Genomic DNA, 12,854 nt, shown 5'->3' with positions numbered 1-12,854 from the left:
AAAGGGCTTCTAATTTTAGAAGCCTTTTTTATGCCTTGTAGTTTTTAAAAGTACCATCTTTAAAAAAGATAACAATTCTTTCAATTTCGTTGGAAGAAGTTTCTGTTTTAATTGGCATATTATTTTCAATTTTACTTTTCTCAGGAAGTACCTTATTTTTAAATAGGCTAGGGGTAACTTCCTTTTTATCGATTTCCTTCGGGAATTTTCCAACACCATTTAATAACCAATACAACTCAACTTCAGGAAATGTTTTTAAAATTTTTAAAACAAAATCTAAACTAGGTTTGTTTCTTCCAGATAGAATATGAGATATACTTGAACGTTGTACTTCTATTTTTTCAGCCAATATTGCTGCAGAAATTTCATAGTATTCTATGATAATTTTAAGTCTATTTGCAAATTCCTCAACGTTTACCATTGTAACCAATATTTAGAGTTACAAATGTAATCTATTTAAATCCAGTAAACAAAAAATGTTTTAAAAAGTATCACAACCGCCTATTAAGTTAGATTATAACTTTAGCTAATGGCTATTGATTACCTAAAATACAGCGATTTAGACATTTTATATAGAATTTACCTATACCTTTAAATAAGATTGTTTTTAATTTTGATTCTTTAAATTATAAGTAGTTACAATTGTATACATAATTTAAATTTTATTCGTATACAATTGTAAACTAATGATTATTTACATTTGTAAAATGAAATTAATAAGTGTAGAAAAATTAGAGAATTGGTATCCCCTTAATTTTGAAAAAAATCTAAAAGGAAGAAGAATATTGTTTAGTGATATTATCCCTTTAATAAAAAATTTATCATCAAAATTCAAAAAAGAAGTAATCGGATATTCAGAAAATGAAACTCCTATTTATAAAATTTCCATAGGTATAGGTGAAATAAAAATTCTTTCATGGTCCCAAATGCACGGGAATGAAAGTACAGGTACAAAAGCTTTATTTGATTTATTTAACTTTTTTGAAAATCCAACTGAAGAATTTGAACAAGTTGCACAAATAATACTTTCAAATTGTACATTACAATTTATTGTATTATTAAATCCAGATGGTGCTGTTAAATTTACACGAGAAAATACTGATAATGTTGATTTAAATAGAGATGCCGTTGATAGAAAAGCCATAGAAAGTAAGTTGTTACGATTAACTTTAGATAGCTTTAATCCTAAATTTTGTTTTAATTTACATGACCAACGCACTATTTTTAATGTAGAAGGAACAAAAAATCCAGCAACAATCTCATTTTTGGCTCCTTCAGAAGACCTGGAACGCACCTTAACCGAAGGCCGTAAAGAAACCATGAGTGTAATTGTTGCTATGAACGAATTACTGCAACAATGCATTCCTAATCAAGTGGGGCGCTATACCGATGAGTTTTATCCTACTGCAACAGGTGATAATTTTCAAAAACTGGGACATAATACCATTTTAATTGAAGCTGGGCATTTTAACAATGATTATAGTAGAGAAATTACAAGGAAATTTAATTTTTATGCCATTTTAGAAGGAATCTATTTTATTGCTAGTGCGCCAAGTTTTGGCAACTATAAGCCGTATTTTTCTATTCCTAATAACGATAAACTATTTTTAGATATCATTTATAAAAGAATGAAAAGAGTAAAAGATGGTTTGGCAGTTGTTGAAGATATAGGAATTCAATATAAATTTAAAGTGAAAAACAACAAACTGGAAATGTATAAGTGCATTGAAACAACCGGAGATCTATCCAATTATAGTTCTTATAACATCATAAATGCAGAAAAATTGAATTTTAATGAATTAAAATTGTCAAATTCGTAAATTTTTTACGCTATAATCAGATTTTTTTAATAAATTTGTTTCTTATTATTGTATTTTTACTAAAAACAAGACATGAAAAAATTTATATTAGATGAAATAGATCATCAAATTTTAGATATTCTTATCGAAAATGCCAGAACACCATTTACTGATATTGCAAAAAAATTAGTGGTTTCCGCTGGTACAATCCACGTTAGAGTGAAAAAGATGGAAGATGAAGGGATTATAAAAGGCTCTACATTAACATTGGATTACGAAAAGATGGGATATTCATTTATATCTCACGTTGGGATTTATTTAGACAAAACATCTAAAACAAAACAAGTTATTAACGAATTAAGAAAAATTGCGAATATAACAGTTGCTTATATAACGGCAGGAAAATACAATGTTTTCTGTAAAATTAGAGCCAAAGATACTACACATGCAAAAGAAATTATCTTTGAAATTGATGATATAGATGGTGTTTCCAGAACAGAAACTATGATTGCATTGGAAGAAAGCATCAATGATAAAACGCGATTAATGCATTCTATTTTTAGAGAAATTTAATTTTTTTTTAGATTGAATATAAAGATTCAAAAAAAACCTTATTATTTAATTAGTAAGGTTTTTTTTGTATAATTTTATTAGTACATTTAGTCTTATTCTTAATTTCCTATGAGGTCAAAAAATAATTCAATTAGAGAATTAGTTTTCAATAGAAAAACCTACTCTAACAAGCAATTAATTGAATTGTACATATTAATGTTAAAACCTCGATTAATTGAGGAAAAAATGTTAATTCTGCTAAGACAAGGAAAAATTTCCAAATGGTTTTCGGGAATAGGACAAGAAGCAATTTCTGTTGGTATAACCAGAGTTTTAAATGCTGACGAGTATATTTTACCAATGCATCGAAATTTAGGAGTGTTTACAACAAGAAAAATTCCATTACATAGACTTTTCTCCCAGTGGCAAGGTAAAAAAAGCGGCTTTACAAAAGGAAGAGATCGGTCATTTCATTTTGGAACTCAGGAGTTTAAAATTATTGGAATGATTTCCCATTTAGGCCCACAACTTGGGGTTGCAAATGGCATAGCACTTGCAAATTTACTTAGAAAAGAAAAAAGAGTTACTGCAGTATTTAGTGGAGAAGGAGGAACAAGTGAAGGAGATTTTCATGAAGCTTTAAATGTTGCATCTGTATGGAATTTACCGGTTCTTTTTTGTATTGAAAATAATGGATACGGATTATCTACACCAATAAGTCAGCAATTTAAATGTGAAAATATAGCTGATAAAGGGATTGGATATGGCATTGAGAGTCATATAATTGAAGGTAATAATATTTTAGATGTTTTTAGTAAAGTATCCAAAATAGCCAAAAGTGTTCGAAATAAACCACGTCCTGTTTTACTTGAATTTAAAACATTTAGAATGCGTGGTCATGAAGAAGCAAGTGGCACAAAATATGTTCCTCAACATATTTTAGATAGATGGGCCAGAAAAGATCCTGTTGTTAATTTTCACAATTTTTTAAAAAAAGAAAAAATATTATCTGAAAAATTAGATGTTTTAATTAAAGAAAATATCATTCTTGAAATTAATGAACATTTAAAAATTGCTTTTGATGAAGAAGAAATAGTTTCATCTGTTAAAAATGAATTAAATGATGTTTATAAGCACTTTAATCTTATTCAAACAAAACCAAACAAAGAATCATCTAATATAAGATTGATTGACGCTATTTCGTTAGGTTTAAAACAAAGTATGCAACGATTTGACCAATTAGTAATAATGGGACAAGATATTGCGGAATATGGTGGTGTTTTTAAAATTACTGAAGGGTTTTTAAATGAGTTTGGTCCGGAACGAGTTAGAAATACTCCTATTTGTGAATCAAGCATCATAGAAGCTGCATATGGGCTTTCTATAAATGGAGGCATAAAATCTGTTGTGGAGTTGCAATTTTCAGACTTTGTTACCTCTGGATTTAATCCAGTCATTAATTTACTCGCAAAATCTTTTTATCGATGGCAACAAAAAGCTGATATTGTTTTACGTATGCCTTGCGGAGCTGGTGTAAATGCTGGTCCTTTTCATAGTCAAACAAATGAAGCATGGTTTACAAAAACTCCAGGATTAAAAGTTGTTTATCCAGCATTTCCTTTTGATGCAAAAGGATTATTAGCAACCGCAATTGAAGATGAAAACCCAGTATTATTTTTCGAACATAAATTATTATATAGATCTATATATCAAGATGTTCCATTAAATTATTATACCATACCATTTGGGCAGGCAGCTATATTAAATAGTGGAAATGATTTAAGCATTGTAACCTATGGCGCAGGAGTTCATTGGGCTTTAGATATAGTTAAAAAGCATCAGATTTCAGCAGATATTATAGATTTAAGAACCTTACAGCCTTTGGATACTGAAACTATTTATAATTCGGTTAAAAAAACAGGAAGAGTGCTGATTTTGCAGGAAGACAGTTTATTTGGTGGAATTGCATCAGATATATCAGCATTAATTTCTGAGAATTGTTTTAAATATTTGGATGCCCCAATTAAGCGTGTTGGAAGTCTTGAAACACCTATTCCGTTTGCTAATAATTTAGAAAAAAACTATTTACCTATTCATAAAATTCATTCAGAAATTATTGACTTGTTAAATTATTAACAGTTTTATCCTTATTTCCTGATTTAAATCATATAATTCAACAGTCTTTAATTTTAACTTTAGCTTAAAATGCTATCGTTATGTTCCTAAAAGATAAAAAAGCTTTTTATAAAGTCTGTTTTGATTCTATGCAGGTTGGAATTCTTGTGTGGAATTCTGAAAAAGAAATTGTTTTAGCAAACATACCCACTTCAAAAATTTTTAATTATTCAGTTGATGAACTTTTTACCCAAAATGCAGGTGAATTATTTAAAAACAGTCGTATTCTAAACGAATTTATAAAAAACCCAGATAAAAATAAATTTAAGATTCCAATTGAAGGGTTAGGTGTAACAAAAGAGGGAAAAGAAGTTTCATTAGAACTTAGTTTCGGAAAGTTAGAATATGAGAAAAAAATCTATTTTAAAGCGCTAATTTCAGATATAACTTCTAGAAAAAAGAAAGAATTAAAAATTGACAATTTAAATTATCAATTAGAAGAAGAAGTGAAGCTTAGAAATATTGAATTAGAAAGTGTTATTGAGAAATTAAAAACTTCATTAAATAAAGAAATAGAATTAAACAATTTAAAAACAAAATTTATAACCTTAGCATCTCATGAATTTAAAACACCGCTAAGTGCAATTTTAACTTCCGCAGAACTAATTGTGAAATATTCTGATTTAGAGAATGCAACTAAAAGAGATGAACATTTAGTTAAAGTTAAAGCAATGATTAATCATTTAAATGGTATGGTAGACAGTTTGCTAACTCTTGAAAATATAGAATCTGGTAACATAATCCCTACCTATACTAAATTTAAGTTTGGAGATTTAATAAACCGTATTATAGCGAATGCTAAACCACTTTTACAAAAAAACCAAAAAATAATTTTCAATAAAGATAACGATGAGATCATTTATCAAGATTCAAATATTTTGAATATTATTATAACTAATCTTTTATACAACGCCATAAAATATTCAAAGGAAAATAGCATTATTAAAGTTAAAAGTTCATTTAATAAAGGTAATATATATATAAGCCTTGGGGATAATGGAATTGGGATTCCTTCCAATGAGCAAAATTTAATATTTAAAAGATTTTTTAGAGCTAAAAATGTAAGTTATTATCCAGGAACGGGAATTGGTTTAAATATAGTAAATGGATATGTAAAATGTTTAAACGGGGCTATTTCGTTTAAAAGTAAAGAAAATTTAGGAACAGTTTTTAATATACAAATACCAAAAATTAGAAACTATGAATAAAAAAGTGTTATTAATAGAAGATGATAAAATTGTAAGGGAGAATACAGCAGAAATTTTAGAATTAGCTAATTACATTGTTGAAACTGCGGAAAATGGTAAAAAAGGAGTTTCTTTAGCCAATACATTTTTGCCAGATATTATAATTTGTGACATTCTTATGCCAGTTTTAGATGGTTATGGAGTCCTTCAAATTATTTCTAAAAATCCAAAATTAAAACAAATTCCATTTATTTTTTTAACTGCGAAAACAAATCAAGATGATTTACGAAAAGGAATGGAGTTTGGAGCAGATGATTATATATGTAAACCTTTTGAAGAGTCGGTGCTTTTAAGAGCTATTGAAACAAGAATGAAAAGGGTAGAAGTTTTTGAGAATAAAAAACAAGATGATGCTGAAAAACAAAATATTAAGAAGCCAATATTTGAAAACATCAAAAACTTTGATCAATTTTTAGCTCAAAAAAAAGTATATAATTATAAAAATGGAGAAACTATTTATTGTGAAGGAAATGTAAGTAATTTTATATTTCTTATTAAAAAAGGAGTGGTTAAAACCTATAAAACAAATGAATTAGGAAAAGAATTAATTACAGGTTATTATACAAATGAACAATATTTTGGGTATTTATCATTTGTGAAGCATCTGCCACATTTTGAAAATTCAAAAGCAATAACAAGCACTCATTTATACAAAATTAATAAAGATGAACTAACTGCAATTATAAATAACAACCATCATATTATTTACAGTTTTATTGATGTTTTAGCTGATAATTTAGTAAACAATAATGAAAAATCAATACTATTGGCATATGCTTCGGTTAGAAAAAAAACGGCCATTACTATTTTAAATCTATTCGAAAATTACCCGTTAATATCTAATAATGAAATAATTATAAACAGAAGTAATTTGGCGAGTTCTATTGGTATTGCAAAAGAAACCCTTATTAGAACGCTGCATGATTTTAAAGATGAAAAATTGATAGATATTACTACGAAAAGCATAAAAATACTTAATAAAAAGAAGCTCCTAGAAGTTCAATAATTGATAACAATCATTTTTAGAAATGATTCTAATCATTGTATTTTATTATTACCATGTCTAATTTAGTTCCCATAAATAAATGTTTGACAATTGAAATAAATTTTAGTTGGAAGATTAGGGATTAGTAGGAAAATGGAGAATTAATTAGACGTACTTCTTTAAAATTAGATATTTGAAAAAATAAAAAACGTTAAAAAGTAATTAAAATTGACTAATCTTCTTAATTGAATCCGAGAGATTACCAAAATAGTTTTTCGGATTCTTTAAAATCAAAAATAATATGAAACGAATTATTCAAAAACAAAACAAGCCAATTTTCAACAATAGTATTGAAAATCTACAATCTGAAACAAAGAATTGGTTGTCTGAAATTGAGTATATAAAAGTTGAACAAGAATTTTTAAAGGAGTTAATTACCGATCATATTATTGGGCTTTGTAAAAGTGATAATTTTAGCAATGCTAAGCTTTTACTAAATGGGATAAATCATGAAAGTAAATTAGGTGAAATTTTAATAGCTTCAATTAAAGAGCATAGAATAAATTTAGCATTATTAATTGAAAATATATATTTAAAAAAAGAAGATGATTTTAGAAAAGATCAAAAACTTTTAAAAATTGAAGTTGATAATTATATACAAAATTTTAGATATTTAAAAGAACAAGTATTTGAGCTGGTATTGTTTATTATGAAAAACGAAAAACAACATAGGTTGTTAGCAGAATAAAAGAGCTCGAATGCATTTGCCGTTTTCAAATTTTAGATCTTTGAAATTTATTTAAATCAATAGTTAATTACTTAGTATCCATTATTATGGTAACAAATAATTAATTAAAAGGTAAAGAGCAATATACACAGGGATAGCAAAGTTCTTTACAAACTATTGTCATATAAATTTTGAATTAGTAAAATTGAAGAAAATAAAATTTGAAAACGGTTTTTTGAAAAATTGAATTTAGTACTACCGTTTTCAGGTTTTAGTTCTTTGGGAATTTGTATGGTAAGTCGTAAGCAAACCTTAGAAGCGAATAAAAGTGTACGTAGCTTTTACTAGTTGAGGCAATGTGAAAATTTACTTAATAATAGATATTAAAATTGTTTGTTTATTGGGGTGAAAACAAATGAGATTGATAAAAGTTAAATACATTATTCAAAAAATTAAATTAAGTTAGTTTTAGAACTTGAAAACGGTTTTTATTAAATATTATAAGTTAACATAACCGTTTTTAGGTTTTAGTTCTTTGGGAATTTGTATGGTAAGTCGGAAGCAAACCTTAAAAGCTAATAGAAGTAAACGTAACCTTTATTGGTTGAGGCAATGTGAAAATTTACTCAATAATCGATATTACGATTGTTTATTTATTGGGGTGAAAAATAAATGATTTTAATAAAAGTTAAATACACTATTCAAAAAAATTAAATATTTTTTAAAACTTAAAAACGGTTTTTCTTTTTAGTTAAAATTCCAGTCAAACACTTTAAAAATCAACAACCAATCATTGGGAAAAGAAGTATTTACACTTATATATTTTTTTGAAATAGGGTGTTCAAATTGAATGGAATACGCATGTAAAAATAAATTATGAGAATTAAATTCAGTTTCAAACATTCTATTATGAAACCGATCTCCATACTTATAATCTCCAACAATAGGATGACTAATTTTGTTCATATGAATACGTAACTGATGCATTCTGCCCGTTGCAGGTTTAAGTTTAACCAAACTATATCTTGAGGTTTGATAGGGGTGAACAGGTATTTCTAAAAGTTTTGTAGCTATTGGTTCACAAAAAGTTTCGGCCTCTTTATAAACTTTAGTATCAGGGTTTTTAACTGGAGAATTAACCACTACTTCAGTTTCAAAAAATCCTCGAACAATAGCTATATATGTTTTTTCAATTTTGTTAGCATTAAATAAGTCTTGAAAAATTGAAACATGTTCCTTTTGTTTGGCTAAAACAATAACACCAGATGTTTTTCTATCCAAACGATGTACTGGGTAAAAATCAGTGTTAAATTGTTTTTGAAGTAAATCCAATAAAGTATCATCTTTAATGTTACGAGCATAATAACTATTATGAATCAAAACATTATTTGGTTTGTTTACAATTATAATATAGTCGTCTTCAAAAAGAATTTCAATTTGCATGTTGCAAATATAGCAGTAAACTAATAGGATTTTAATAAGAAATTGTACAAATAAATATTTTTAATAAGATGTTAAACAAGTTACTAATTTTGATACTTTTATAAAATAATTTTTAATAACAAAATGAAAATGAAAAAAATAATTATGTTAGTTGTTTTAGGGTTTGCTATAATTTCCTGTGGCACACCAAAAACAGTTATTCAATCGAAAAAGGTGATAAAGGGCTATTGGTCTATGGATTCCGTATCTTATAGTGAATCCGGAAAATTTAATGTTTCTTTATTGAATGATGCCTCAAAAGAATGTTTTGAAGGTAGTACATGGAGATTTATTCCAAATAATAACACGGGAATTTATACCATAAACAATGAAAATTGTTTAATAGGAGACCGTAATTTTGTTTTTACAATTCAGGAAGTGGATCAAGCAACGGGATTGTATGATTTTTTACTAAAACCAACAGATGCTAAAAACAAATCAGCTGATAATAAAGGTTTTAGACTTAATTTAACGCAATTATCAGAAAGCAATATGGAATGGGAGCAAACAGTGATGTTAGATGGAAAGCCATTCAAAATTTATATGAATTTTTCAAAAATTAATGAATAATGAAAAAAATATTAAAAAAAATAGGATTAGGTTTATTTGTAATGGTTTTGGTTTTAAACCTTAGTAGTTGTGAAGCAACAAAAAATGCAAGTAATACTCAAAAAGGAGGCGCAATTGGTGCAGCTGGAGGTGCTATATTAGGAGCCATTATTGGAAACAATGTTGGTAAAAAAGGAAGCGGTGGTGAATTAGGTGCCGTTATTGGTGGAGTAGTAGGTGGAGGAGCTGGTGTGCTTATTGGTAAAAAAATGGACAAACAAGCGCAAAAAATTGAAGAAGAAATTCCAGGAGCGGTAGTTGAACGAGTTGACGACGGAATTGTAGTGACTTTTGATGAAAATAGTGGTGTTTATTTTGATACAAACAAATACAATATTAATAGTGCTTCAGAAGTATTATTGAACAAATTATCGGGGATTTTATTAGAATTTCCTGATACAAACGTAGTTGTTGTAGGTCATACTGATAGTACTGGAGCCGACGAATACAATATGACACTTTCTAAAAATCGCGCATTTTCAGTAACTAATTATTTTACAGTTACAAAAGGATTGGCTGCTACCAGATTTACAACTAACTGGTTTGGAGAAGAACAACCAATTGCTAACAATTCTACTGCAGAAGGTCGTTCAAAAAACAGAAGAGTAAATATTGCAATTGTACCAAATAATAAAATGATTGATGACGCCAAAAAAGAATCTGGCGAAAATTAAGATCATTTTACATTAATAAACCATTCGAAGTTTTAAGTTAAATTATGTTTGAAAGTATAATTAATCAAATTAGTAATTTACAATTAACAAACTTCGAGTGGTTTTTTGCATTTTTAGGTGCATTTTTATTGGGAACTAGCAAAGCTGGCTTAAAAGGCATTGGTGTTGTTATAGTAACCATTATGGCAATTGTTTTCGGCGGAAAACAATCTACAGGTGTATTAATTCCTATGATGATTGCTGCCGATATTTTTGCTGTAATTTATTACCACCGTCATACTCAATGGAAATATTTGGTAAAACTGTTACCAAGCATGGTAATTGGGGTTTTATTGGGGGTTTGGTTTGGAAATGATATTTCTGATGCACTTTTTAAACAATTAATGGCCATTTTAATTTTGGGTATTGTTGTTTTTATGATTTATATGGAGCGAAAAAAAACCAATGAAATTCCAAAATCTCGTGTTTTTTCTAATGGAATGGGATTATTAGCCGGTTTTACATCTATGATTGGGAATTTAGCTGGCTCATTTTCAAATATTTACTTTTTAGCAATGCGGTTGCCAAAGAATGAGTTTATTGGTACAGCAGCCTGGTTATTTTTTGTAATTAATGTATTTAAACTGCCTTTTCACATTTTTGTTTGGAAAACCGTTTCTGTTGAAAGTTTAAAACTCAATTTAATATTAGTACCTGGTGTAATTCTTGGATTTTTTATAGGTGTAAAAATCGTTAAATTGATAAATAATCAAGTTTATCGTAAATTTATACTTATAGTTACAGCGATTGGTGCAGTAATAATCCTATTTAGATAATGTACATTTAGAAATGGAAGAATATTTTTTTCAATGTCCACATTGTTGGGAAGAAATTTCAATGTTGTTTGATACTTCTGTTAAAAGTCAGACTTATATTGAAGATTGTGAAGTTTGTTGTAATCCTATTCAAATTGAAATTGGATTCACAAACGGAGAACTTACAATACTAGAAATTAATAATATAGATCAATAAATCTAAACCAATAATTTAAGGTGATTTTTCTACTTAAATATTTTTTTTAACTCATTTTCAAGACGGGAAATCGAAATTTTATTTTCAATAATTCCACCATTTCCATCTAATAAAATCATATGAGGAATGGATTCAACATTAAACATATAAGCAATTCTCATATTATCATCGTAAATATGATTCCAGGCTAACATATTATCTTCAGTAATCCCATTTGTCCAAGCAGCTCTGGTTTTGTCTTCAGAAATTGTTATAATATCAAAACCTTTATTTTTATAGCGATTGTAAATACTTCTTACTTGGGGTGTAACTGCTCTACAAGGTCCGCACCAACTTGCCCAAAAGTCCATTAAGACTGCCTTTTTACCGTTTAATGCAGATTGTAAACTCAAATTGGAACCATCCAAAGATTCTCCATAAAACAATGGTGCTTGTTGACGTTTTATAACACGAGGTTTTGCCACTTCAGCCAGTTTTTTTTGTTCCTCTAATAGTTCTAATGCTAGATATTTATCTATTTCCGAATTTATTTTAGGTAACCACTTTTTATGATTATTTGTTTCTGAAACTGCTTTTAAAGCAAGTAAATTATTCTTATTTAAATTGTTATCAACCAGTATTTTATCAAAAATTAAATCGGCAATAGGAGCGTGGTTGGTACTTTTTATTTTAGCTACTGAATAATTAAAAATAACACTATTTATAGAGTCTAATTCGCTTTCATTTTGCGTATCAATACTTGCTTTTAATTTATTCTTTATCAGAGCTAACGCTTCATTATAACTATTCAATTCATTTTGAGATACACTTCCAAAAGCTATTTGAGAAAGTGGTGATGCATATACGTACATTGGTGTATTTTCAAGTAAAATAGGAATCTTAAGATTGTTATTTTTAAATTGTACAGTATACAATTGAATGGTATCTATAACTCCTGAAAAATTAACGTAATTATTTGATACTAAAGCAGTATCAATTGCAATATTTTTATGATTGTACAAATATGTTTCAGAAGTATTGATATTATTTATAGAAACATCTATTGTAAAACCTTCTAATGGTGCAGATTCTTTTTCTTTCTCTTCACAAGAAATGAGAGCAGTTGAAAATAATACTACTAATAAGATTGATAACTTTTTCATTAATTATTTTTTTTACAAGTATAATTAATAAAACTCACATGTAAAACAATAAAAATGTAGGAAACAACTATTTTAAAGTCAATGCAATTACACCATTTACTCCTCGTAATCCATAAAATGCAGTATCTGAGGCATTTTTAAAAACTGTAACTGTTATCCCTGAATTGCTTGTTTTAATTGAGAAATGGATTGCATTCCAGATTGTCGCCAAGTTTGTTTTCCTTGTTTAAAAATAATAAATGTTGGAACTCCCTTCACCTGATATTTTGCTGCTAATTCTTGATTTTTATCTACATTTATTTTTATAATACTTATCGCATCCTTTAATTCTGCTTTCAGTTGTTTTAAAACTGGCGCCATACTTTTACAAGGTCCACACCAATCCGCAGTAAAATCAACCAAAACAGGAACTTTCTGATTTATAATGTCGTTGAATGATTTTTTCATCTTA

At 27.7% G+C, this 12,854-nt stretch carries 14 protein-coding genes; 10 read left to right on the top strand and 4 right to left on the bottom strand.

What is annotated here, in order from left to right:
* Positions 1 to 28: 28 nt before the first annotated feature.
* Positions 29 to 421 carry a helix-turn-helix transcriptional regulator gene (locus CHB63_RS03710; RefSeq protein WP_089377064.1) on the bottom strand — a complete coding sequence of 131 codons (393 nt, stop codon included), beginning with the start codon at positions 419 to 421 and terminating at the stop codon, positions 29 to 31.
* A 286-nt stretch (positions 422 to 707) separates the two neighbouring features.
* On the opposite strand from CHB63_RS03710, the gene CHB63_RS03705 reads away from it, so the two are divergent.
* The 6 genes from CHB63_RS03705 (at position 708) to CHB63_RS03680 (ending at position 7,506) form a co-directional block, all read left to right on the top strand.
* On the top strand, positions 708 to 1,820 hold the full coding sequence (locus tag CHB63_RS03705; RefSeq protein ID WP_089377063.1) for a M14 family zinc carboxypeptidase: 1,113 nt from the start codon (positions 708 to 710) through the stop codon (positions 1,818 to 1,820).
* Positions 1,821 to 1,892: 72 nt separating this feature from the next.
* On the top strand, positions 1,893 to 2,372 hold the full coding sequence (locus CHB63_RS03700) for an Lrp/AsnC family transcriptional regulator (protein ID WP_089377062.1): 480 nt from the start codon (positions 1,893 to 1,895) through the stop codon (positions 2,370 to 2,372).
* Positions 2,373 to 2,480: 108 nt separating this feature from the next.
* Positions 2,481 to 4,487, top strand: coding sequence for an alpha-ketoacid dehydrogenase subunit alpha/beta (locus tag CHB63_RS03695; protein WP_245856757.1), 2,007 nt, complete (start codon positions 2,481 to 2,483; stop codon positions 4,485 to 4,487).
* A gap of 80 nt (positions 4,488 to 4,567) precedes the next feature.
* Entirely contained in the window at positions 4,568 to 5,734 is a 1,167-nt protein-coding gene (locus tag CHB63_RS03690; RefSeq protein ID WP_089377061.1) for a sensor histidine kinase, read from the top strand.
* Positions 5,727 to 6,779 (top strand): response regulator, encoded by a 1,053-nt coding sequence (locus tag CHB63_RS03685; RefSeq protein WP_089377060.1) that lies wholly within the window; start codon positions 5,727 to 5,729, stop codon positions 6,777 to 6,779. The genes CHB63_RS03690 and CHB63_RS03685 overlap by 8 nt, the downstream gene beginning before the upstream one ends.
* A 280-nt stretch (positions 6,780 to 7,059) precedes the next feature.
* Positions 7,060 to 7,506 (top strand): hypothetical protein, encoded by a 447-nt coding sequence (locus CHB63_RS03680; RefSeq protein ID WP_089377059.1) that lies wholly within the window; start codon positions 7,060 to 7,062, stop codon positions 7,504 to 7,506.
* 726 nt (positions 7,507 to 8,232) lie between these two features.
* On the opposite strand, the gene CHB63_RS03675 is transcribed toward CHB63_RS03680, so the two are convergent.
* Entirely contained in the window at positions 8,233 to 8,928 is a 696-nt protein-coding gene (locus CHB63_RS03675; protein WP_089377058.1) for an RluA family pseudouridine synthase, read from the bottom strand.
* Positions 8,929 to 9,057: 129 nt separating this feature from the next.
* Here CHB63_RS03675 and CHB63_RS03670 point away from each other — a divergent pair, with 129 nt between their 5' ends.
* From CHB63_RS03670 to CHB63_RS03655, 4 genes are read left to right on the top strand one after another with little or no spacing between them, the layout of a single operon-like run.
* Positions 9,058 to 9,537, top strand: coding sequence for a lipocalin family protein (locus tag CHB63_RS03670; RefSeq protein ID WP_089377575.1), 480 nt, complete (start codon positions 9,058 to 9,060; stop codon positions 9,535 to 9,537).
* Positions 9,537 to 10,250: an OmpA family protein gene (locus CHB63_RS03665; protein ID WP_089377057.1), complete on the top strand. Its 714-nt coding sequence runs from the start codon at positions 9,537 to 9,539 to the stop codon at positions 10,248 to 10,250. The genes CHB63_RS03670 and CHB63_RS03665 overlap by 1 nt, the downstream gene beginning before the upstream one ends.
* 44 nt (positions 10,251 to 10,294) lie before the next feature.
* A complete protein-coding gene (locus CHB63_RS03660) occupies positions 10,295 to 11,065 on the top strand; it encodes a sulfite exporter TauE/SafE family protein (RefSeq protein ID WP_089377056.1) in 771 nt (256 codons plus the stop codon).
* Positions 11,066 to 11,078: 13 nt separating this feature from the next.
* A complete protein-coding gene (locus CHB63_RS03655) occupies positions 11,079 to 11,261 on the top strand; it encodes a CPXCG motif-containing cysteine-rich protein (RefSeq protein ID WP_089377055.1) in 183 nt (60 codons plus the stop codon).
* Between the two features lie 29 nt (positions 11,262 to 11,290).
* Here the strand turns inward: CHB63_RS03655 and CHB63_RS03650 are convergent, their stop codons facing one another.
* Together CHB63_RS03650 and trxA are read right to left on the bottom strand one after the other, a co-directional pair.
* Positions 11,291 to 12,403 carry a TlpA disulfide reductase family protein gene (locus tag CHB63_RS03650; protein WP_089377054.1) on the bottom strand — a complete coding sequence of 371 codons (1,113 nt, stop codon included), beginning with the start codon at positions 12,401 to 12,403 and terminating at the stop codon, positions 11,291 to 11,293.
* 153 nt (positions 12,404 to 12,556) lie between these two features.
* On the bottom strand, positions 12,557 to 12,850 hold the full coding sequence (gene trxA, locus CHB63_RS03645; RefSeq protein WP_089377053.1) for a thioredoxin: 294 nt from the start codon (positions 12,848 to 12,850) through the stop codon (positions 12,557 to 12,559).
* Positions 12,851 to 12,854: the final 4 nt, after the last annotated feature.

Source organism: Lutibacter flavus (assembly GCF_900188355.1).
Lineage (GTDB): Bacteria > Bacteroidota > Bacteroidia > Flavobacteriales > Flavobacteriaceae > Lutibacter > Lutibacter flavus.
Note: the sequence above shows the minus strand (reverse complement) of the source record. Positions and strands in the feature narration are given on the sequence as shown.